The sequence below is a fragment of the Fibrobacter sp. UWH9 genome, assembly GCF_900129715.1.
Lineage (GTDB): Bacteria > Fibrobacterota > Fibrobacteria > Fibrobacterales > Fibrobacteraceae > Fibrobacter.
On the sequence record NZ_FQWP01000026.1, the window covers coordinates 1 to 22076 of the forward strand.

At 50.3% G+C, this 22076-nt stretch carries 23 protein-coding genes; 8 read left to right on the forward strand and 15 right to left on the reverse strand.

What is annotated here, in order from left to right:
- Window positions 1-152: 152 nt before the first annotated feature.
- Complete coding sequence (locus BUB94_RS14425) at window positions 153-566, forward strand: putative toxin-antitoxin system toxin component, PIN family (RefSeq protein WP_249269455.1); 414 nt, start codon at window positions 153-155, stop codon at window positions 564-566.
- Window positions 563-727 carry a hypothetical protein gene (locus tag BUB94_RS16935; RefSeq protein ID WP_158236684.1) on the forward strand — a complete coding sequence of 55 codons (165 nt, stop codon included), beginning with the start codon at window positions 563-565 and terminating at the stop codon, window positions 725-727. The genes BUB94_RS14425 and BUB94_RS16935 overlap by 4 nt, the downstream gene beginning before the upstream one ends.
- Window positions 728-735: 8 nt before the next feature.
- Here BUB94_RS16935 and BUB94_RS14430 read toward each other — a convergent pair whose 3' ends face one another.
- From BUB94_RS14430 to BUB94_RS14455, 6 genes are all read right to left on the reverse strand, one after another.
- A complete protein-coding gene (locus BUB94_RS14430) occupies window positions 736-2361 on the reverse strand; it encodes a pectate lyase family protein (RefSeq protein ID WP_139260261.1) in 1626 nt (541 codons plus the stop codon).
- A 141-nt stretch (window positions 2362-2502) separates the two neighbouring features.
- Complete coding sequence (locus BUB94_RS14435) at window positions 2503-3153, reverse strand: N-formylglutamate amidohydrolase (protein WP_073238339.1); 651 nt, start codon at window positions 3151-3153, stop codon at window positions 2503-2505.
- Window positions 3154-3184: 31 nt separating this feature from the next.
- Window positions 3185-4435: a glutamate-cysteine ligase family protein gene (locus BUB94_RS14440; RefSeq protein ID WP_073238342.1), complete on the reverse strand. Its 1251-nt coding sequence runs from the start codon at window positions 4433-4435 to the stop codon at window positions 3185-3187.
- Between the two features lie 116 nt (window positions 4436-4551).
- The gene (locus tag BUB94_RS14445) at window positions 4552-6054 is read right to left on the reverse strand and encodes a RimK family protein (protein WP_073238345.1); all 1503 of its coding nucleotides are present in this window, start codon (window positions 6052-6054) and stop codon (window positions 4552-4554) included.
- 25 nt (window positions 6055-6079) lie between these two features.
- Window positions 6080-6775: a cysteine peptidase family C39 domain-containing protein gene (locus BUB94_RS14450; protein WP_073238348.1), complete on the reverse strand. Its 696-nt coding sequence runs from the start codon at window positions 6773-6775 to the stop codon at window positions 6080-6082.
- Window positions 6776-6912: 137 nt separating this feature from the next.
- On the reverse strand, window positions 6913-8019 hold the full coding sequence (locus tag BUB94_RS14455) for a glycoside hydrolase family 16 protein (protein ID WP_073238351.1): 1107 nt from the start codon (window positions 8017-8019) through the stop codon (window positions 6913-6915).
- Window positions 8020-8232: 213 nt separating this feature from the next.
- Between BUB94_RS14455 and BUB94_RS16550 the strand changes: the two genes are divergently transcribed.
- The 4 genes from BUB94_RS16550 to BUB94_RS17335 all read left to right on the forward strand — a co-directional run bounded on the left by BUB94_RS16550 (window position 8233) and on the right by BUB94_RS17335 (window position 10363).
- A complete protein-coding gene (locus tag BUB94_RS16550) occupies window positions 8233-8466 on the forward strand; it encodes a DUF4258 domain-containing protein (protein ID WP_139260262.1) in 234 nt (77 codons plus the stop codon).
- Window positions 8459-8770: a hypothetical protein gene (locus BUB94_RS14460; RefSeq protein ID WP_139258354.1), complete on the forward strand. Its 312-nt coding sequence runs from the start codon at window positions 8459-8461 to the stop codon at window positions 8768-8770. The genes BUB94_RS16550 and BUB94_RS14460 overlap by 8 nt, the downstream gene beginning before the upstream one ends.
- Window positions 8771-8776: 6 nt before the next feature.
- Window positions 8777-10108: an MATE family efflux transporter gene (locus tag BUB94_RS14465; protein ID WP_073238353.1), complete on the forward strand. Its 1332-nt coding sequence runs from the start codon at window positions 8777-8779 to the stop codon at window positions 10106-10108.
- Window positions 10109-10237: 129 nt separating this feature from the next.
- A complete protein-coding gene (locus tag BUB94_RS17335; protein WP_256375068.1) occupies window positions 10238-10363 on the forward strand; it encodes a hypothetical protein in 126 nt (41 codons plus the stop codon).
- Window positions 10364-10436: 73 nt separating this feature from the next.
- Here the strand turns inward: BUB94_RS17335 and ybaK are convergent, their stop codons facing one another.
- Entirely contained in the window at window positions 10437-10943 is a 507-nt protein-coding gene (ybaK, locus tag BUB94_RS14470; protein WP_073159617.1) for a Cys-tRNA(Pro) deacylase, read from the reverse strand.
- Window positions 10944-11001: 58 nt separating this feature from the next.
- A complete protein-coding gene (locus tag BUB94_RS17545) occupies window positions 11002-11370 on the reverse strand; it encodes a DUF3820 family protein (RefSeq protein ID WP_073238356.1) in 369 nt (122 codons plus the stop codon).
- 72 nt (window positions 11371-11442) lie between these two features.
- Between BUB94_RS17545 and BUB94_RS14480 the strand changes: the two genes are divergently transcribed.
- A complete protein-coding gene (locus tag BUB94_RS14480) occupies window positions 11443-12345 on the forward strand; it encodes a Gfo/Idh/MocA family protein (RefSeq protein ID WP_073238360.1) in 903 nt (300 codons plus the stop codon).
- A gap of 94 nt (window positions 12346-12439) precedes the next feature.
- Here BUB94_RS14480 and BUB94_RS14485 read toward each other — a convergent pair whose 3' ends face one another.
- Both BUB94_RS14485 and BUB94_RS14490 read right to left on the reverse strand, forming a co-directional pair.
- The gene (locus BUB94_RS14485) at window positions 12440-13549 is read right to left on the reverse strand and encodes a GGDEF domain-containing protein (protein ID WP_073159623.1); all 1110 of its coding nucleotides are present in this window, start codon (window positions 13547-13549) and stop codon (window positions 12440-12442) included.
- Between the two features lie 278 nt (window positions 13550-13827).
- Window positions 13828-16299 carry a glycogen/starch/alpha-glucan phosphorylase gene (locus BUB94_RS14490; protein WP_073159625.1) on the reverse strand — a complete coding sequence of 824 codons (2472 nt, stop codon included), beginning with the start codon at window positions 16297-16299 and terminating at the stop codon, window positions 13828-13830.
- Window positions 16300-16436: 137 nt separating this feature from the next.
- Between BUB94_RS14490 and BUB94_RS14495 the strand changes: the two genes are divergently transcribed.
- Window positions 16437-17186, forward strand: a complete 750-nt coding sequence (locus BUB94_RS14495; protein ID WP_073238364.1) for a Rossmann-fold NAD(P)-binding domain-containing protein — start codon at window positions 16437-16439, stop codon at window positions 17184-17186.
- A gap of 7 nt (window positions 17187-17193) precedes the next feature.
- On the opposite strand, the gene BUB94_RS14500 is transcribed toward BUB94_RS14495, so the two are convergent.
- From BUB94_RS14500 to BUB94_RS14520, 5 genes are all read right to left on the reverse strand, one after another.
- A complete protein-coding gene (locus tag BUB94_RS14500) occupies window positions 17194-17955 on the reverse strand; it encodes a pilin (RefSeq protein WP_073159628.1) in 762 nt (253 codons plus the stop codon).
- A gap of 97 nt (window positions 17956-18052) precedes the next feature.
- Window positions 18053-19267, reverse strand: coding sequence for an NAD(P)/FAD-dependent oxidoreductase (locus BUB94_RS14505; protein ID WP_073159630.1), 1215 nt, complete (start codon window positions 19265-19267; stop codon window positions 18053-18055).
- On the reverse strand, window positions 19260-19451 hold the full coding sequence (locus BUB94_RS14510) for a 4Fe-4S binding protein (protein WP_073159632.1): 192 nt from the start codon (window positions 19449-19451) through the stop codon (window positions 19260-19262). The genes BUB94_RS14505 and BUB94_RS14510 overlap by 8 nt, the downstream gene beginning before the upstream one ends.
- Before the next feature lie 157 nt (window positions 19452-19608).
- Window positions 19609-21123, reverse strand: a complete 1515-nt coding sequence (locus BUB94_RS14515) for a hypothetical protein (protein ID WP_175549742.1) — start codon at window positions 21121-21123, stop codon at window positions 19609-19611.
- On the reverse strand, window positions 21123-21959 hold the full coding sequence (locus tag BUB94_RS14520) for a TIGR02147 family protein (protein ID WP_073159636.1): 837 nt from the start codon (window positions 21957-21959) through the stop codon (window positions 21123-21125). Before BUB94_RS14520 ends, BUB94_RS14515 begins: the two co-directional genes overlap by 1 nt.
- Window positions 21960-22076 lie beyond the last annotated feature (117 nt).

The following is a 22076-nucleotide window of genomic DNA, read 5'->3' on the forward strand; positions in this document are numbered from 1 at the left end:
GCTACTTACTCTGCCAATAAAGGTTGGAATGCGTTTATGGAGTTGCGCAATCAGGCCCAGCAAGGCCCTGCCGCAGGGATGAGTGAAGAAGAAATTGAAGCAGAAATTTCAGCCTACCGCGCGGGAAAGTAACAACGGCGGAGGAGCTCGTGGTGTACGCTGTTATTGACACTAATGTCATTGTGTCATCTTTGTTGACGAAGAATCCTTTGTCTCCTGTGATGTTGGTGATGCACGAACTTTTTGCTGGGAAAGTGCAATTGCTTGTTAATGACGCTATTCTTGCGGAATACAAAGAAGTCCTTTCTAGACCTAAGTTTGAGCTTGACGAAAAAGCGGTTTGCGAAACTTTGGAAAATATCAAAAGCCTTTGTATAAACGTTGATGCTCCAGAAAGCGGAGTTGTACTTCCGGATCCAAAAGACATTGTGTTCTATGATGTTGCTCTTGCTTGCCGTGACAAGGATGCGTCGCTTGTAATGGGGAATACCAAACATTTTCCAGGAGTTTCTTTTGTTGTAACTCCTCGAGAGTTTCTAGAAATTCTTGTGAAGGAGGGGGTGTGAAGAACGAACATGAAAAGTCGTTTCTTGAGGAACTTGAAAAATGGCGCAAGGATTACAATGTGACTGACGATAGTGTTGCTAAAGTCCTGAATAGAAAATCCAGGGAACTATCCAATGCGAAAAAGAATCCCAAAATTTGGGATTCTTCTTTCGTGTTTTGAAGTTCAGATTACTTCACCACGTAGATGCTGTTTCGAGGCATTCCTGGGATTGAAATCTTTTTGCCTTCTTCCACAAAGATTTGACGGATGGCGATTCTTTGTCCCATGGGATTGAAAACGTGGACGGTGGCCATGCCGCTCTTTGGGGTGATTTGCATATCCTTTGCTATTGCAGTGGGGTCCGTACTATCTGCAGGATTCTTTTCTACTTCAGAACTGTCAGCAGGAATTTCCCCTATTTCGGTACTATCCGCGGGCGTTTCAATATCGGGGACCTTGGTGGAGTCATCCTCAACGGGTTTTGTGTATCCGTCCACTAATCCGTTCAGGTAGATTTCCATATTCAGGTAGCCAGATGCGTCCTTCTTCAAGGCGTCACTGGGATCGTTCTTATTCAAACCCATTTTCTCTTCCCATTCATCGGGAATACCGTCCTTGTCGGTGTCGGTCTTAGTGCTGCTCTTAAAGTTGCCTACCACGTTGGCGAGGCTTAAGCTTGCTTCGTCAGAAATGATAGCACCCTTTTTCCCCAGAGAAGTCAATTCGTCAATCATGTATTTGTCAACGTCATCGCGTGCGGGGTAAGAGGCACCTACTTCTTTCACGATAATGTCGTAGGCTTCCTTGGCGGATGTTTGCTGGGTGATGGCTGCAAAGGCTACGGGCAAGTTTTCGAAACTATCGTGCGATGCTACCGTTTTAGACCCGTAGAAAGATCCGTCGGATTCTGTGGTCGCCAGGGATCCGCCCAGCTGTCCGTTTCCATCGGCGTCGATATAGTTGCCCTTCTGGTAAATCTGGAACGTTTGTGTGCCGCGGGTAAAGGCGGATGTGCCGCTGGAATTGGGGCCGCCAATAAAGTAGTTGTCTTCTACGGTGGCCCAGGAGTTCCCTTCGGAATCACCCATAATGTAGCCGCCGCCTCCGCCCCAGTTATAAACCACGTTGTTTACAAACTGGTTCAGACCCTTCACCTTCGGGTTACGAGTCTTGTTATCAATGTACAAATTGCGGAATAAGGTTACACCGCCATCAGTTTGTATCAGGCCACCGCAGGAATGGTCGTGCAGTCCTTGGCCGATAATGGAATTCTGGATGGTAATGTTTGCGGGTTTGCTACCCTTGTTGTCCCAGCTAATGGAGAAGGTTTCATCGCGGCCCCAGCTAATGGACAGATGGTCAAAAATCATATCGGTGCCGTTAGCCACACCGGCGGCATCCTTCTTGCCGCTAGGCGCGCTTTTACCCATGCGGAAACGCATGTGGCGAATAATCAAGTTCTTGGCGCCAGAAAAGGAAACGCGATCGCCGTAAACCACAACGCCATCCCCTGGGGCCGTTTGCCCGGCAATGATGGAGTTGCCCTTGAAAACCAAGGTACTCTTCAGCTTGATAATGCCACTGACGTCGAAGACCACAATGCGACCGTCCTTGCTGACGGCGTCTCTCAAGGAGCCTGTGCCGGAGTCGTCTAAGTTGGTGACGTGATAAACTTCAGGAGCGCTGGCGGCGCGAACGCCCAAAGTGAAGCGGCCAAATCCCTCGGCAGAGGGGAATGCCAACAGAGGTTCAGCGGCAGATGCTGCGGAGATCCCGAAGGACAAAATCAGAGCTGAGCTTAGAAAATTTTTCATACAAACAATCCCTTTTTAACACCAGCTGTAAATCTAATGTTTTTCAGGAAAAATACGATGAAAAAGTCTAGGAAGCGTTCAAAAACCGTTGTCTTTGGACAATTCTACTTTTTGGGGGCTGTATTGAGGAGAATTAGCAACTCACCCAAACAGTTTTTGGTTAAACTCTATCTCAAAGCCTGCGTAATGGGGTGTCAGCTTGCGAAGGGCGGTGCAGAGTCCGTCGGATTTTCCTTGGTAGGGAAAGTTTTTACGAACTTTCAGTTCCGGGGCCCTAGCGTGAATTTCGCTGATGATTACGTTTGCAATCATGTTTTCTTGGGGACGGCTCGGGTCAAAGAGAATGCCGATGTCGGCGTCCCTTTCCTTGCCGTTCAGTACCGGCGTAAAACTGTGGATCGCCAGATGTAGAACGGGTGTTGTTGCTGCGGTGGTGCTGACGTATTCTTCTACGGCATTGCGGTAACCCAGATAGTAGGCGAAGGCTCTCTTTCTTAGGGCGAAATATTTTGCGTCCCCCTGATTGTCCTTGATGGAATCCCAGAATTCGCTGAACACGCTATGGTTCCATAGGCTTCGATTTAGGTCGATAAAAAGTCTGCTGTATTTTCCAGCGCAGTAGAAATCGGGCTTTTCCTGTTTGACAAGACGTTTATAGATGTCATAAACACCATAGTCGTAACCCCGATGAGATTCCAAAATTTCGCAGGGAATGTTTAGATTCCTGGCGAATGAGGGAACTGCGTTATGAGCGTGTTCGCAGGAGAGGAGTAGTTTGAAATCGTTGAACATAGAATGGCTCTTGTTGTGCGGTTTGATTGGATTACTCTTCCACTCCATAGAGGGTATTTTCGGCTAGGCAGTGAGCCAAGCGTCCGTATTCACAAACAAAGTCGTCATGGCCGGGGTTGGCACCTACATTTTTTACTAGAGCACTTGCCAGGGTTCCGCGCTTAAACATTTTGCGGAGAAGCTCCAGGGAATGTACGGAAATTTTGGCTTGAACCTTAGAAGTGATTTTCTGAATCAGTTCGCCGGCGGTGATTTCGCTAGCCTCGATGCCAAAGACGGTAAGGAAGTTTCTGTCGCGGATGATGGTCTTTTCTGCAAAGCGGGTGGTGTCCATCAGGATCTTTGCTAAGGCCTCCGTTTCCAAAGCTTTTACGCGTTTCAGGGCGCAGCTGGAATTGATGCCGTTGAAGGCGCCTTCAGTAAGGCCCTTCAAGACTGCTACTTCCCATTCGGCGATGGCGATGTCTGCATCGGGGCATTCCTGAATATCCACCAGGCGGATTTCTACGGCGCCGCGATCAAAGCGGGCGATGGCTCCGCGGCTGTTTAGGAAGAAATGGTTCAGCAGGTGTTCCGGATCGTGGGGGGCGATGTCCTTCTTTACTTTCTCGAAAATCTGCTTGTTATAGTCTTCGTAGGTAAAGACGGCTTCCGGAATCACGAGCCCTGCAATGCTAGGGACTCTATCCTGATTGTGGCGGTAGGTTTCAATACGGCCGTCCAGGAAACCGCAGTATTTCCCATCCAGGAAGGGGCTGGAGGCGGCGATGGCGGGAATCAGGGGCAACAGCGCGCGAATAGCGGCGTGCAGTTTTCCAAATTCTTCGTCACCATTGAAGCTCAGGTTGATGTGGGTGCTCTGCAGGTTTGCCCAGCCGTGACCCTTGCAGTTGAAAATGCGGTCATAGGTCTCGTAGATTTCGTTGCAGTCATAGGGCCACAACTGCATTTCTGCCGGATCCATAAAGGGGTGGGCTGCGCTAGGCAGGAGCATGGCGTTTATGGATTTCAGCTTTTCGTTGGCAAGGAGAATTTCCTTGTGGAAGGTGGCTCCCAGATTCTTTAGGTGGTCCACCGGTTCGGCGCATTTCAGTTCCAGAACATGGCTAACCAGTTCGTTGGAAAGGCCAATGGGGCCGTGCTCCACGTCGGAAAGTTGTTCGCCGTTCTTGTCATGACCCAGGGGCACATCAGCACGAGGGAGAACATTGAGATTGTCACGGTCAACGATCATGTATTCCATCTCGATGCCGTATTTTTGCCAAAGTTTGTATGCGTTCATAATTATTCTCCACTCGTCATTCTGAGCGCAATGCCGAAGAATCCATAAAGCATTTCACTGGATCCTTCATTTCGCTGCGCTCCATTCAGGATGACGTATTCAGTGCACCCTTATTCCTACAGGTAAAACTCTCTTTCGTGTTGAAGGATCTTTTGCTGTGCTGCGTTCAAGCGGTCTTCAATTCGGTGACGCAAAGATCGCATAATGGCTGAATAAATTTTCTTTTTGCCCACTTGGTCTTCGATGCCGGCGTCAATGCTGGGGTTGTCATTGACTTCCATCACGATGGGGTGGCCGTTCCATTCCTTAAGATCTACACCGTACAATCCGTTTCCGATCATGCTGCAAATCTTTAGGGCGGTTTTCACAACGCCATGGGGCACGCTTTCGATGGGGAGGCAATCGAACATGCCGCAGATTTCGTCCTTGTCTTCGCTGGCCCAGTTGTAAATCTGCCAATGGTCCTTGGCCATATAGTACTTGCAAGCGTAAAGGGGCTTTCCGTCCAGAACGCCAATGCGCCAGTCAAATTCCGTGGGGGTGAATTCCTGGGCGATAAGCAGGTCGCTATGTTCGAACATCTGGTCCAGAGTCTTTTCCAGTTCTTCCTTGTTGGAGACTTTCTTGACGCCTAAGGAGAAACTGGAATCCGGGGACTTGAGCACCATAGGGAACCCGATTTCCTTGGCCAAAGTATGGCGGTTTTCGGAATGGGCGATGATGGTTCTGGGGGTATGGATTTTGGCGGCCTGCATCAGTTCCTGCAGGTAGACCTTGTTGGAACAGCGGAGGATACTGTCCGGATCGTCGATGACGGCAATGCCCAGAGATTGGGCGCGGCGGGCGAAACTGTAAGTGTAATGATTGACGTTTGTAGTTTCGCGGATGAACAAGGCGTCAAATTCGCCTACTCGGGCGTAGTCCTTCTTGGTAATCAGTTCTACGCGGAAACCTGTTTCTTCGGCAGCCTTGATGAAATTCTGGATGGCCTGCGCGTTGCTGGGAGGTTCCTTTTCATCGGGGTTGGTGAGGATGGCCAGGTCGTAAAGGTAATCCTCTTCCTTGCTTGCCACGTAGCGGTTCTTTTCGAAGTATTCCTGGGCGAACTTGTTCACCATTTCCATATGGGTTTCGGGAATTTCGTCGACGCAAATGGGGCGGATACTCTGGATAAACCATTTCTGCTTGAAAATGAACTTTGCACGAAGCAAGGGCGCCTGGAAAAGGCGGTAAAGTTCCTGGGAAAGTTCCAGATATTGGGGGCTGACATTCTGACCGAAATAAATGCTCAGTACGAATTCCGTGCCGGTCAGCTTGTGAAGATTTTTTTGAATCAGGTTGTCGATTTCGTCGGAGATATGCTTGATGACCGCAGTGGTCTTGAAGTCGCGAATGTTCTTGACGCAAGGAATTACCTTGTGTCCGCGGGCTTCTGCCAAAAGGGATACGTAGTAGCCCTTGCTCTGGTAACTGTAATCGCGGCAGAGGTTGAATACGCGGGTATTCTTTTCGCCGGTGTATTTGTGGGAGATCAGGTAATCCTGTGCGGATACGATTTCAATTCCTGGAACATTTAGTTTCCAGTTCTTCGGGTTATTCACCACGATGATTTTTTTCATGATTGTCTTCTGTTGAAGTTTTTCCCTACTTCTTTTCTACTACAAGAACGTTGCCGTCGTAGGTCATGACGCCAAGTAAAATGCTGTGGATCAATCTGAACTTATCCACCTTGTAGTAAGGTCCTTTGCAAAGGGGATTTGTGCAATCCGGGTCTGCCACCAGAAAGTTTTTCTTTTCGTCTAGGCCGTAGAGTACCACGAAGTGTCCGCAGGGGTCACCCTTGATATCGTCAGAGACGGAACGATCGTTTTCGTCGGTGTATTCCCGCTTGCATCTGTAGAGATAGGTGGCCGAGAGACCGCAAAGGACAGGGGTGCCCTTCTTAAAGAATTTCTCGAACATGCTAGCCCGCAAATCGGCGGTTGCGATGGTTCCTCCAAGGTCAATGAAGCGGATGTAGGCTTCGATGGCCTTCTTCAGCTTGGGGGCGTGTTTTGCCTTGTGCAGCGCGCAAAGTCTTTCGCGCAGTTCCGGCATTTTCAAGTCGCTCCAGCTGGGATCGAAAATCTTGAGATTGTAAGAGTAGATGGTGGCATTGAATCCTCTTTTTAAAGCGTCTATGCCCAAGAACACCCCGAGGGTGCCGCCTTCTTCAAGAGATTCAATTTCTGAGATGAGTTGGTGGAGGGGAACGTTTAAGCCAAGATGCGCGTAAACCGCATGAAGGCTCGTGGGGCCGCAGGTTACATCGTTAGGCTGCGGCAGGATTCTGATGTCCATCTTTGCCTCTGTCGAACGCCCTGGTCAACATGACCTAGGCCCTAAACTTGGCGGAGTCAGGTTGCCATCCTGGACCGTCGATTGGACATGTATAAAACTACCAATAAAAAGGTAGGAAAACAAGGGGGTCAAAAAAATTATTTTTTATACACTCTAATGTAGTCCACCAGCATTTCGTTGGGGAATTGAGAGTCGTCGATTTCGAAGCCCGGCCAGGTACCGCCAACAGCCACGTTTAGGATGAAGAAAAAGTCCTTGTGGAAGGTTCCCATTTCGCCGGCGGCGTCCTCAATCCCGATTTCCTGGTACTTGAAATCGTCCACGTACATGGTGATGGCGCTCTTGTCCCAGGTCATTTTGTAGTTGTGGAACTGGGTGATGTCCATGGGGTAGGAGGTACCGTAGTATTCCTTGGTGTTGTTGCCGTATTCGGCGTGTTGACCTTCGTGGGCCCAGTGGTGGGTGCCATAGACTACGCTTTCGTCGTTGACAGCTTCAATAATGTCGATTTCGCCGCAGGTGGGCCAGCTGACCTGATCAATGTTCTTGCCTAGCATCCAGAAGGCGGGCCGGATTCCCTTGCCGGAGGGCAGGGCGATGCGGGCCTCGATGGTGCCGTAGGTAAATTCGAACTTGCCCTTGGTAATGATTCGGGCGGAGGTGTACTTGGCGGTTCCGAAGTCTTCCTTCTTGGCGGCAATGTGGAGGATGCCGTCCATCACGTAGGTGTTTTCGGTACGGTCGGTGTAGTATTGGAGTTCGTTATTGCCCCAGCCGGAATTTCCTGTTTCGTAGGTCCATTTGGTAAGGTCCAGGGCGGTGCCGTTAAATTCGTCGGACCAGAAGGCTGTGGGGTCGGCGGGGGTGTCTGTGGGGAGTCCTGCGGATTCGCTGCTGGCAGGGTCGTCTGCGGAACTTGACTGCGCAACGTCTGCAACAGAGCTACTAGAAATAGACTCGTTGCTGCTACTAGATTCCTCGGCTACGCTCGGAATGACATTCTGGGAACTGCTAGAAGGTTCCGCGGCGGAACTTAACGGATTCTCCACGGCAGAACTTGCCAGCGTTGCGTCACCGGAGCTTACTTGCGCTACATCTGCGGAACTTTCCAGAACGTCACTCACGGAACTTGATTCGGGAGCATTGTTGTCAGTACCTGCTGGACTGTCTGATGAACACGCAAAAAAGTTAGCGCTTGCCAACAGGAGTGCAAAAAAGTAGCGTTGAACGTTTGCCAGTTGCATAATTCAAAATTTAATCTCTTTTGTGTCGAGTTCTCATTGAACTTTTGTATATTCTCGCTTGCATTAGCGAATGCAACATAGTTTATTAGATCACTTTCCTGCCTTGTGGCGGAGGTGGTCTTTTTTTTATGCTGACAAAAAATGACCTGTGAAAATGAGTGTATTTACAAAGTGTAATACGTTTTGTATATTAAATTCTGATCGGGGGCGTGTGTGAATATTACGGACCATGCGGCCGATCAGATGAAAAAAAGAGGCTTCACAGTAGAAATGCTGGGGCAGCTTTTGAAAGGACGATACTGGTTGAAACCATCGCCTCAACGACAGAATTGTTGTTTGATGACGGGCTTTGTTGATGGAAAATGGTGGACTGTGGTTACCGAAAGTGATTTGTATACTATGGTAACAGTAAGGAGAGCTCATGCGTCGGAAATTGAAAGTGATTAGAAGGATAAATGACGATTTTACCTTGGTAGAGGATTGGCATACTAAGGAAGAATTGGAAGAGATAGAAAACGAAGTGGGGGTGGGCGAAGGTATTGTAATCCCTGCTGGCGAACCTGGCGAGTCCGTTGACCAAGCTTTGGAACGTGCACGCAAGGCCATAAGAGAATATGAAAAACAGCAAAAGAAAGTTTATTCCTTCCGTTTGAAAATCAAGACCGTAGAAGGTTTGAAGAAAAAGGCCGCCGCCCTTGGTATCCCTTATCAAACCTATGTGGGAACTATTCTTGATCAGTTTGCTGTTTAGGTAGTCATGCCCATCCAACTTTCTGACCATTTCAATTATTCTAGGCTTCTGCGGTTTACCCTGCCCTCTATCGCAGCCATGGTGTTCACGTCCATCTATAGCGTTGTGGACGGCTACTTCGTTTCCAACTATGCGGGGGCACAGTCCCTGGCGGCGGTGAACATGGCCTGGCCCGTGATTATGATCCTAGGAACCCTGGGCCTGATGTTCGGTATTGGCGGTAGTGCCTTGATTGCGGCTGCCCAAGGTCGCGGTCGCTTGAAACGTGCCAATGAATATTTCTCACTGATTGTGTATGCGGCCATGGGGCTGGGCGTACTTCTGACGGTTATCACTTGGTTCTTGATGGAACCTTTGATGAAGATGTTGGGAGCCGAAGGCGGCCTGTTGTCAGACTGTATTTTGTACGGTCACATTGTTCTACTGGGACTTGTGCCTTTCATTATGCAGATGATGTTCCAGACCTTGTTCATTACGGCGGAAAAACCGCAGTTGTGTTTTTATGTGACTCTTGGTGCCGGCGTTGCCAACATGTTCCTGGACTGGCTTTTGGTGGGCATCCTGGGCTGGGGCTTGTTTGGCGCTTCTGTGGCTACGGATGTGGGTTTCCTCATAGGTGGCATTATTCCTCTGGTCTATTTCGCCCGCAAGAATTCTAGCACTTTGCGCCTGGGTAAAACTCGTTGGATGCCTCACGCTTTGATCAAGGCGACTTTCAATGGAAGTTCCGAATTGCTGTCCGGGATTTCCTCTTCCATCGTGACTTTGCTTTATGATTATCAGCTGTTGCGTTTCGCAGGCGAAAACGGTGTGGCTGCTTTTAGTGTCATCATGTACATCACCTTCGTATTCTTTGCGCTGTTCATCGGCTTCAGTAATGGAATCGCTCCCGTCATTTCGTACCATTTCGGTGCCCGCAACAAGGACGAATTGAAAAACCTGTTCAAACGCTGCTTTGTGATTATTGGTGTCTCTGGTCTTGCCATGTTTGGCTTGGCGGAGGCTTCCGCGTCCCTGCTTTCGAAAGTTTTTGTAGGCTACGACGTAGATCTCTATAATATGACGGTCTATGCCTTCCGCATTATCAGTTTCTGTTTCCTTCTTTCTGGCTTTAACATCTTTGCGTCATCTTTATTTACCGCTCTGAACAATGGCCTAATTTCTGCCACCATTTCCACTAGCCGTTCCATTGTTTTTGAATTGGTGTCGGTGCTGTTGCTGCCGCTCCTTTTCGGAATTGACGGTATTTGGTTTGCTATTTGGGGTGCAGAAATAGCCACCATTATTATGGCGGCTATCTTCATTATTCGTAAGCGAAAAACTTACGGCTATTTGTAATGTACGGCGTTAAACCTTTTTTAGATGTCAAAGTCGCTGCAAGAGTAAGAAGTTATTGAATCCAGCGACTCTGCTCTGAATCCGGAATCCAGCGCTTCCGATATCGAATCTATTCATCAGGTTCGCCTGATGGCTGCCGGTCTCAAGGCTGCACTCAAGGCTCGTTTCCATGCAGGCGTCTACCTGGTAAAGCAGGCGCTGTGGTCAAGAGTGTTACGGTTAAGTAATCCGAAACGTCTAACGGAAAAGAATTAAGCCACTCCTTCGGGAGTGGCTTTTTCGCTGTATAAAACGTTTTGTTTTGGGGACCTCGGAAAGGGCTGTCTAACTAGTCCTGGGGGGCTTCGGGCGGAACGCGGGCGATGCTGCCCACGGTGGCGCGGCAGGCCTTGATCAGGTCGGCGGGGGCGATCTTCAGCTGCAGTCCACGTTCACCGGCGCTCACGTAAATGTAGGGGAAGTTGTTGCAGGTCTCGTGCATAAAAATAGGGAAGTTCTTCTTCAGGCCAAGGGGGCTGCAACCGCCACGGATATAGCCTGTCAGCGGAGTCAAATCTTTTAGGGGAACGGTTTCGATTTTCTTGTTGCCGCTAACCTTGGCGGCACCCTTCAGGTCAACTTCGAGATTGCCCGGCACCACACACATGAGGTAACCGATCTTGTCGCCATGAACAAGGATGGTCTTGAAAACCTGGTTGATGTCTTCGCCCAGGGAGTCGGCTACATGCTGTGCGCCCAGGTCATTTTCGTCCACCACATAGGGAATCAGTTCGTAGGAAATTTTCTGCTTGTCCAGGATGCGTGCGACATTTGTCTTCTTGATTTCTGCGGCCATTTGAAACTCTCTTGATTTTTCCCAAATATAAAAACTGCGGAGATTCCCTGCAATAAGGCTAGCGTATGGATTCCTTGAGGGCGGCCAATGCCTTTGCCAACTGCGGGTCCATGGAGCCGGGAGAATTTTCCTGGCGGAGTTGTCTTGCCTTTTCCAGGGCGGCAGACGTGGGGTTGTTCATGATGGCTCGGGCGACTTTTGTGGCCTTTGGTACAAGAGGCTGCTTTAGAGGTTCCAATAGCGGTTCTAGACCGTTGACCTTGATTTCGTACAGCAGTCCCAGTAATTCTCCCAGGTGACCGTTTGGGAAACCTTTGGAATGGTACCACACTACATAGGGTTCGGGTAAGTCGATAAGCCTTACGCCTTGATAGCGGCCAAACGGCATGGTGGTGTTGGCAAGTTCTAGGAGTACTTCGGGATTCACGCCGAAAAAATACTATAAGATGACTTAATTGAAAGTCGCCAAAACGACAAAGTTGTTAAATATGGTTTGATTATGAAAGAGCGCACCGCCATATTGATTGGTTGCGGCACGATGGGCAAGCGTCATCGTTCCCGCTTCGAAGAAAACGGAGTCCGTTTTACGGAAACTCTGGATATGGATGCTGCTGAAATCTTGAAGCAGGAAAAGTGGACCCGCCCGGATTTTGCGGTGGTGGCGTCCCCTGCGTCGACCCATTACGAATATGCCAGGTTCTTTCTGGAACGTCGGATCCCCGTGCTGGTAGAAAAACCGTTGGCTGTTTCTGCTGACCAGGCCCGAGAACTCGTGAAGTTGGCCCAGGAGAACGAGACCCTTCTTTTTGTGGCCCAGTCCGAGTGCTATAACCCTATTTTCCTGAACTTCCGTAAGCACCTGCTGGTGGACCTGAAAAAGGCCGCTTCTGGACCTGCTCCTCTGAAGGTCAAGCTGGAATTCCGTCGCGAACATGGTTACAGCCCCCGGTGTCGTGATGTGGATGTGGCGTTGGACCTGCTGGTTCATGACGTCAGCCTGTTCCTGAATCTGTTTGACGCTAGAGACGTGGTGATGGTCGATGACGGCCGTGGATGCGCCTGTGGTGACCGCATCCGTATGAGCCTCAAGGTGGTGTCTGGTGAGTTTGCCGGCGTCGAGGCGGAGTTTATGGCCGACCGCGATAGTGAACATGATGCCCGGACCATTTCTGCTGAATTTGGTCGTAATGGGGACGATCCCGGTTTTGACTATTCTGTGAGCCTTGTTCATTATACGTCTTCTGGAGATGTGGCCCACATTCCCGATTCGCTGGATAACGAACATCGGTTCTTTTTGAAATTGTTGGCGGGGGCTTGCGGTGAGTGGGGAAATCGCGCCTTGTTGAATGCCGCCAATGCCGTAATTCTTGCCGCTGGAGAGGCTTCGGCGATTAAGGGATGAATTATTGGCGTCTTAGATGAATTTCGTCTAACTATAAAAAAGGCCCCGCCTTGGCGGGGTTTAAAAGTTTGCATTCCCTATCAGACGTCCACCATTAAATGGCTTGCATCTTGGTAGTGCTCTTGTGGTTGTACATCATGTGGCTGGCGTCCTTGATCAGATATTCCAGGTCGTCGCCCTTGCCCTGGGAGTAGCCCACCGCTGCAGAAATCTTGATTGAAGAACCGCTGTTCAGCTGATCCACCTTGACGTTCCACTTTAGAAGGGCCCTGTTGATGTCGCCCTTGGTGGAATTTTCAATAATAAGGATAAAGCGGTCGCCGCCGTAACGGAATAGGCGCTGTGTGGGAGTCTGCAGAATCTTGATGGAATCAGCGGTCATGGCTACCAGCGTGTCGCCAACGCTTTGCCCGTGGAGATCGTTGATCCGCTTGAGATCGTTGATGTCCCAGACGATTACGGAAATGCTCTTGAGGGTGGGGTAGAATTCCTTGGTGAGGCGGTCGAAGCAGATTCGGTTGAAGACGCCTGTCATGAAGTCGATGTCGGTTTTCTGGCCTAAGGCCATTTCGCGCTGGGTGCGGGATTCAATCTGCTTGGAGATGTGGAACAGGACCGGCAGGAACGAAATCAATATGAACCACTGGGGCACGATGAAGAATACGAACAGGGCGAGGTTGATGGGCATGCCCGGATCATTGGGTCCGAAGGTTCCCGCTACAATCTGCTGAATATAATATTCGGTGGTGTTGGCGGTGAACAGCAGCATGTTGCCGTTGCACAGGCCGAAATAGTAGCCGCCATATACGTTGACAATGTGGCCGATTAAAGTCAGGATGTAGGCGAACCGGATCACCTTCTTGCTGCGGTACTGCACCGATAGGAGAATCGGGAATATGGTAATCAGCAACGCGTGGTAAGTCAGCATGACGGCGATGAACTGGAAACTGACCGTGGCAAAGAATAGGGCTACGTACTTGGTGCGGCTATCGCCCAAGCCGAGAACGCGGGCCACGCTAAATGTGATGGCATTGATAAGGATGCTTCCGAAGAAGCCGATATTCATAATGGACTGCTCCACGATGAATATGCTCAGGAGATTTAGAACCCAGACCACGCCGAACAGCGCAGCCGTAAAACCAATGGCCTTCAACGTAAAGGCATTGGCGGTGAGCTCAAACTCCTTAAGGTATTCCTTAGTCATATTTTGAAAATAACAAAACTTTTATTGATGTGAATAGAATCACAGCGAAAAATGTAAAAAATGTTAAACCGTTTTGAAATTATGTAATAAGAATAACGTTTTTGGACTATTCCAGTGTGATATATGTCAAAACGACGATGAGGCAATATGTCCGAAAAGTCCGCGGAGCAAATACGAAAAAAGCCCGCGGCAAAACCGCGGGACTTTTTTAGCTTAAAGCGGAAAGTTTAAAGTGTAAAGAAATATCTTTAACCTTTAAACTTTATCCTCTACGCTAATTACAGCTTGATGCTGCAAGCCTTGGCGTTCCAGATTTCCTTAGCGTACTGGTCGATGGTACGGTCAGAGCTGAACTTGCCCATGCGAGCCACGTTCAGGATAGCCATTTCTGCCCAGTGCTTCTTGTCCTGGTAAGCTTCTGCGACCTTCTTCTGCATGTCGACGTAGCTACGGAAGTCTGCGCAGAGCATGTACGGGTCGTGGGTCAGGAGCTTGTCTGCAATGTGCTTGAACAGGTCCGGACGATCCGGGCTGAAGAAGCCAGAGCCGATCAGGTCGATCACGCGACGGAGATCGTCGTCGGATTCGTAGAAGTCGCGAGGACGGTAGCCCTTAGCGAGAAGGTCGGTCACTTCTTCAACGGTGAGACCGAAGATGAAGATGTTTTCGTCGCCGACTTCTTCCTTCATTTCGACGTTAGCGCCATCGAGAGTACCGATGGTGAGAGCGCCGTTGAGGGCGAACTTCATGTTACCGGTACCAGAAGCTTCGGTACCTGCAGTGGAGATCTGTTCGGACAGGTCTGCTGCCGGGATGATCTTTTCTGCGAAGGAAACGCGGTAGTTTTCCAGGAAGACCATCTTCAGCTTGCCCTTACATGCCGGATCAGCATCGATGATTGCTGCGACAGCGTTTGCAAGACGGATGATCTGCTTAGCCATCCAGTAACCCGGAGCGGACTTACCACCGATCATGATGGTACGCGGCATGATTTCCTTGCCGTCCTTGATCTGGATGTACAGGTGGATAGCGTGGAGGATGTTCAACAGCTGGCGCTTGTATTCGTGAATACGCTTGACCTGGACGTCGAAGAACATGTTGGTATCCAGTTCGACACCCTGTGCTTCCTTCAGGTACTTGGCCAGGCGTTCCTTGTTCTGCTTCTTCACGTCCATGAAGGCCTTCTGGAACTTGGCGTCCTTGGCCAGCTTTTCCAGCTTGCGCAGATCGTCCAGGTCCTTAACCCAGGAGTCACCGATCTTGGAGGTGATGAGGTCAGACATAGCCGGGTTAGCCTTGCGGACCCAGCGGCGAGGAGTAACGCCGTTAGTCTTGTTGTTGAACTTTTCAGGCCACAGTTCGTAGAAGTCCTTGAACAGGGTGGTCTTGAGAAGGTCGGAGTGCAGAGCGGCCACACCGTTCACAGCGTAGGAACCTACGATGGAGAGGTATGCCATGCGGATCATCTTGCAGCCACCTTCTTCGATGAGGCTCATGCGGCCGAGACGTGCGTTGTCGCCGGGCCACTTGAGGGAAACCATGCGCAGGAAGCGGGCGTTGATTTCGAAGATGATCTGGAGATGGCGGGGGAGCAGCTTTTCGAAGAGGCTGACGGGCCACTTTTCCAGAGCTTCCGGCATCAAGGTGTGGTTGGTGTATGCGAAAGTCTTGGTGACGATTTCCCATGCTTCATCCCATTCCAGGTTTTCTTCGTCCAGGAGGATGCGCATCATTTCGGCGATGGAGATTGCCGGATGGGTGTCGTTCAGCTGGATAGCCACCTTTTCGGGGAACATCTTCCAGTCGTTGTTGTGGAGCTTCTTGAAGCGCTTGATGATGTCCTGCAGAGAAGCGGAGCAGAGGAAGTACTGCTGCTTGAGGCGCAGTTCCTTACCGTTCATGGAGGAGTCATTCGGGTAGAGAACCTTGGAAATGGTTTCGGAAAGTTCCATGTCCTGCACAGCGGCGATGTAGTCACCGTTGTTGAAGTAGGAGAGGCCGAAGTCGTCGGTGGACTTGGCGCTCCAGAGGCGCAGGTTGTTCACGGTGTTGTTCTTGTAACCCGGAATCGGAGTATCGTAGGGGAGGGCCAGGACGTAGTCCTTGGTTTCCCAACGGTTGCGGAGCTTGCCCTTTTCGTCCATCCAGCTAACGACGTAGCCGTAGAAAGGAACCTTGATTGCGTTAGCCGGGCGAGCGATTTCCCACGGGTTGGGGAGACGCAGCCAGTTATCCGGCTGTTCTTCCTGTTCGCCGTTCACGATCTTCTGGCTGAACATGCCGTATTCATAACGGATGCCCATACCGGTGGCGGGGAGTTCGAGAGTTGCCATGGAATCCAGGAAGCAAGCGGCGAGACGGCCGAGACCGCCGTTACCGAGACCTGCGTCCACTTCCTGTTCGCGGAGGTCTTCCAGGCTCATGCCCAGTTCATCGAGAGCTTCGGTCACAGCACCTTCGACGTCCAGGTTCAGAACGGAGTTGCCGAGGGTACGGCCGATCAAAAATTCCAGAGACAGATAGTAGACGCGCTTCACGTCCTTTTCGTAGTAGGTTTCCTGGGTCTTGATCCAGCGGTCTACCAGACGGTCACGGACGGCGTATGCCACTGCCAGGAACTTTTCGTGGTCGGTAACAGTAACGCTGTTACGGGCCAAGGTGTGATGAATGTGGTCGGTAAAGGCCTTACGGAAGGATTCCGCATCGGTGCCGAGCACGGGGGCTTCTACTTTCTTAGTTGCTTTTGCCATAAGACATCCCTATGGGTTTGTGGTTAAAATTTTCTTACATGAAGTTTAGAAAAAAATGGGGATTATATAAAGGCATAGGGGATTATAAAAGGTTTTTTTGTTGGATAAATCACAACTAGCTTTTTTATTTTATAGCCATGAAAGTTGCAGTTCTTGGATCTACAGGCCTTATTGGTAAAAATGTGGTCAAACTTCTGTCCCGCCTAGACCAGGTTGTACGGGTTTATTGCCCTGTACGTACGATACCTGGAACAGATGGCGCGCCTGACCTTACGTCTATGGGTATTTTACAGGGTGCGTCAAAATTGGATTTTGAGGTGGTGGACTTCGGGAAACTTGCCGCAGACGGTGAAGGAAATAAGAAATTACTCGCCGGATTTTTAGGCTGTGAAGCCGTAATCTGCTGTCTGGGGACGACCATCAAACAGGCGGGATCCAAGGCGGAACAGGAACGTATCGATACCCGTTTGCCCTTGACCTGTGCGGCCATCGCCAAAAGGGCGGGGGTCAAGAACTTCCTTTGCGTTAGTGCCATGGGGGCAGATTCCCATTCCCCCTTCTTCTATAATCGACTGAAGGGTATGCTGGAAGACGGTCTGACCATGATGAACTTCGAAACACTGACCCTGGTCCGTCCGTCCTTGCTGTTGGGTAAGCACAAGGACCGTCGAATCGGTGAAGAACTGATGCAGAAACTCTTTGGCAAGAATCCTATGCTGGTGCCCAGCTTCTTTAGACCGGTACACGCCGAGACGGTGGCGGCTCACCTTGTGACTTCGCTGCTGAAACCGCCCAAGGACCACGTCTGCGTTTCTGACAACGTAAAAGGCAAGCGTATCATCTATAATAGAACGCTTGCCAAGACGAAAGTGGATCAGTTGTTTTAAAATTCTTTTAGCTGCAGGATGCGTTGCCGTAGGAGGCTTTGCATTTCTCCTTGGCGTTGTCCCAGGCTTCCTTCAGACGTTCTTTCTCTTCATTAGAACAGTGGGTGCAAGAAGTGTAGGCTTTACGGGCTGCATCCAATGCTTGTTTGTCGGATGATTGATTGCCTGTATTTGTATTTGTGTTGTTGTCGGTTTTATTGTCGGTTTTGCCGTCTGCACCGTCATCTGTCTTATCGGTGAAGTTGTTATCATCGCTACCGCTAGCAGAAATTTGCGTGGCGTTCGCGCAGTCTCCGATTAGAGTGTTGCCGATTTGCCAGTTAGAGGTAAATGCGAGACAGGGCTCATAGCTGAGATTGTAGTTGAAACTGACAGAATTTTGGCTGGAAGGGGTCATCTCGATAGACCACCAGCTTCGCATACCGCATTCGTTAAGCGCAACCAGGTTGGTGGCTCCCCATCCGATAAGACTTGCGCTCAGTCCTTCCCGAGAAATCTTTTCATCGGTAATGGCTCCCTGGCTGTAGCAGAAATTTTCTGTGGAACCGTTCCCGGGGGCGATGTAGCCGATAGTTTTCCAGTTGCCTAGGGCTGAGTTTTCTGCCAGGTAGATGTCCTGGAGCTTGACGTAACCAGAGGCGGCTACGGGAACTTCACTTGCCTTGGCCTTGGCTATGGAGTTGAACAGTTTGGGGGTACCTACGGCTGCAAGAACGCCGAGGATTACGATTACCACCATAACTTCAATAAGAGTGAAACCTTTTTTCATAAAAATCCTTCTTAGTATAATAGATATAACTTAATCCATCAAAAAAAAGGTTCCCGCTATTGCGGAAACCTTAGTCTTTTTGACAATATTCAGGGGTTTAGGCCTTGAATTTGGTAAACTTGTAGAGATATTTGGCTGTCTGGATGGGAGTTTTCAGGAAGGCGGACTTCTTGTAGCCGCTCAAGGCGAAGCCCTGCAGCACCTTGTAGAGCCCAACCTGGTCTTCGCGGTTCAGTTCCAGCAGGAATCTGCGGAACTTGTATTCGAAGTCGTGCATCTTGCCAAAGTAGTCGTAGCAGCGCTTTTCGTAAGTCTTCAGGAACTGCTTGGAAAGATTGTCTTCCTTGAATGCTTCAACCACGGTCTGGGCGCAGAATCGGCCCGCGCGCATTGCTGCCGCAATGCCGCCGCCCGTAAGCGGATTGGTATGATGGGCGGCGTCGCCCACCAGGGCGAAGCGGTCCAGGGTATAGTCCTTCAAGACGCTGGAAACGGGAATTACGCCGCCGACCACATGGTCAATTTCTGCGCCGGGGAACAGCTTGTGCAGCCATTCCAGGGTTACGTCGTAAATGGTTTCGTTCTTGTGGGGAATCAGGAAGCCTGCGCCAAACTTGGTCATGTTGGACTTCTGCTTGGGGAAGCTCCAGATGTAACCGTCATTGATAAAATCATGGCCCTGCCAGAAGGTCAGGTAGTCGGGGCGGGTCAGCATACCCTTCACATGGAAGTCGATACCGTTGCAAGTCATGCCCGGCTTCTGGATGCAGTCCAGTCCGACCATGCGGCCGATACGGCTTTCGACACCGTCGGCGGCGATGACCATCTTGGCCAAAATTTCCTGAGTTGATTCGGCGGTGACAGATCCGTCGCCGTTGCCCTTGCCCAACACGACACGGACCCTGCGGTAGCCGTCATTGCCTGCGGATTCAACGTCGCTTACAAATTCAGCGCGGGCGCAGGTAACAACTTCGGCACCGTCGTCGGCTGCAAGTTTGGCCAGCCACGGGTCAAACTTTTCGCGGTTCAGCATGATGCCAGTAGCCGGCTTGGGCACTTCGATGTTCACGCCGTTGGGGCCGTAGATATAAAGACCGTTGATAATGGTTTCGATGCAGTCTTCGTCGATGGGGCCGTAAGTCTGCAGGTCCTTCATGCTGGTGCTGGCTTCACCGCAGCGTACAGGGTAGCCGATGCGTTCACGCTTTTCAAGGAGCAAGGTCTTGAGGCCTGCCTTGGCTACATTGCGGGCGGCTACAGAACCACCGGGGCCTGCGCCAATCACCACTACGTCATACTTGTTATCAAGCATTGTCCACCTCCATGATCTTGAGGGCTCCTACGGGGCAGGTGTTGGTGCAAAGTCCGCAGCGGACGCACTTTTCGTAATCGATCTGCAAATCCAGACCGTACATGTCTAGGGCCATCTTGGAACATACGCCGACGCAGCCGGCGCACTTCAAGCACTTGGTCTTGTCGTGGACGAGTTTCTTCATACTAACTCAATATAAAAAATGCGGTGTGGGTATGATAGATTAAAAAGTTGTTTTTGTTGAAAAAAGGTGGCGAATACAGGGTAATGGAAAGGCATCGCGTTTTAGTTTCGCGACGCCTTGTGGGGTACTCTAAGCTCTTGTTCTGTAAAAGTGAGCCTTACAGGTTTTCCTTTTGCAGTTCATAGAAGGCCTGGAGCCAGGCGTTCATGCGGTTCCAGCCTTTGTCTTCCTGCTTGCGTATAAAGTCCCCGAAGGAGTAGAGCAACAAATTTTCGATGTCCGTGCCAACATTTATGTCTGTTACTTCGTAGAAGTGCTTGCTTAGCTTTAAATCGGTGCTGCGGACGACGTTTCCGTCAATGACGATGCTCAGGTGTCTTTTGTGGATGGCGAGGGAATAATGATGGACCTTTCCGTCAAAGAGCTTGGTCTTGCCGTATTCGACCGTGTCGGTGGCTGCGGTGTCGATGCCGTTGTAAATCTTTGTGCAGACTGCGTTAGGACTGGAATCGCAACGGCGGATTTCAAAGCCAATGCCATCCTTGATTGCTGTGATGATGGCGTCGCTTTTGGCGCTATCCAGTGTTGTCCAAAAACTAAGGACAAAACTGCTGTCTTTAAAGATATTGCCTTTACGCCATGCAGTGTCGCCGGCGTTTACTGATGCATGGAATGCGAAGACCCTGCTTGCGCCTACGGTTTCGTAGTCGTCAATCGCCGTAATGCCCCGAGAAACTTGGATGGAGGAACCCATGGGCGGGAGGGTTACCCAGTTGAGGAGATTTCCTCCTGTTACAAAGGCTATTTGCGGAAGTCCGTTCCAGTTTTCGTCCTGGAAGGATTCCCGATTTTGACCTTTCGTTTTAAAGGGAACCAGCAGGGAGTCCAAAGTCTTGTCGCCGAGACTGTCTAGATACGAAACCTTTGGGATCGAAAACTCAAGAATCTCGTTGGTCTTTGTGACTCCCTGGTGCGTGACATGGAGCGTGTCGGCGGAGTCTACGTACCAGTCAATGGGATGAGCTTGCGTACCTTTTGCATTGACGATTTCAATTTGATTGTAATTTACGCTGGAAGGTACATTGCCTATGGTTATGTAGCCTGCGTTCTTGGCGGATTCGTCATAAATGCCACAAGAAAGTGTTCTTGAAATGCAAAGGGAGTCGCCCAGCTGGAGTTCTGCAATGTCGTTTCTTACCAGAAGAAGTGCTGGGCTGCGAAGGTTCATCTTGATAGAATTCTTGACGAAACCCGAGTCGGTCAACAGATGGTCCTTGGCGAAACTTTCGCTGGAGACCACGTTGTTGGATACGATGGCATTATCTTTGTCGTAGGCTGTTGCTACGATGCTGAAATCGTTGTAGGGCACCTTTTCAAAGGTTGCCTTCATACTGCTATCGGCAATCGCAGAATCGATGACAGAGGTTCTATTGTCGATGGTTCTTGTGAGTGCAAGTTTGACTGATCTAGCGCTATTGCTTTCGTCAGAAACCAAGACCGTAAGGCTTGCCGTCTGTCCGGATTCAGTCTCGGTCAAAACGCCTGCGGTGGTGCCGCCTTCGCTACAGCCTGCGAGGTTCATAAGCCCTGCGAAACCCAAGCCCGCGATGCTCATGCTTGCAACGAAACCACGAATCTTTCGTAATTCGTAATTCATAATTCGTAATTTCATTACTTGCCCTCCGGATCCAGGTTAGAAAACAGGTGTAAGTTCAGTTGATAGACGCTGTCGGCCTTGGCCTTGTCTTCGCCGATGATGCGTCGTGCCTTGGCCTTGAATTCCTGCACGGCGGCTTCCAGGTCCTTGTAGGCTTCGCTTGAAATGCTGAAGGTCATGGTACTCATGACAGTGGGGGACTTGGGCGGCGTAATCAGGGCCTGCTTGGAAAGTTCAAAGCATTGCAACTGATACTGCTTGATCAGTTCCGCGTTGTTGTAAGGTCCGCTGGAAATGGACTCCCGGGTGGGTTTCCAGAAACCTTCCTCGTTCTTGCGGGCGAGACCCAGACGCTGCAAAAGTTCCAGGCTGTCGCTCAGCTTGCCCAGGGGAACCTTTGGGAAAATTCGCTTCTGCACCGGGGCCATATCGTCGCCCACATCCATGGCGTCCAGAATGGCGAACAGGGCGCTATGATACCAGTGGTTGTAATATTCGTAGGCGTCTGTGTTGATGATGTGCTGCGGGTTGGGGTGTTGACGCAGCAGTTCTTCCATGGCGGCCTTGCGGATGGTGTCGTTCTTGGCCTGATCCACCTGGACCATGGTCTCGAAGTATCTTGCTTCTTTCTTTTCGAGGCCCAGGACTTCGATGAACTTGGTCACCATGCGGGGGCTAACTTTCTTGCCTCTGAGAACATCGGCGAAGTAGCTGCGGCTCTTTTCCATGCCCAGCAGGTTGCAAATTTCGGTGCGGGTAAAACCGGGCTCCTGCTGTGCGCGGGCGGCCTGGTATTCTTCTAGATACTTGCGAAAGTGCGTAAACTGATAGATGTCAACAAATTTTTCCACAACTATAATATAGCATAAAATATTTAAAATATGAGAAAGTTTTTGAGAACATGTGCCGAGGCGCACAAATAAAAAAGCCCCCGATAATCGGGGGCCCTTATAAAAGTTAGACGGATT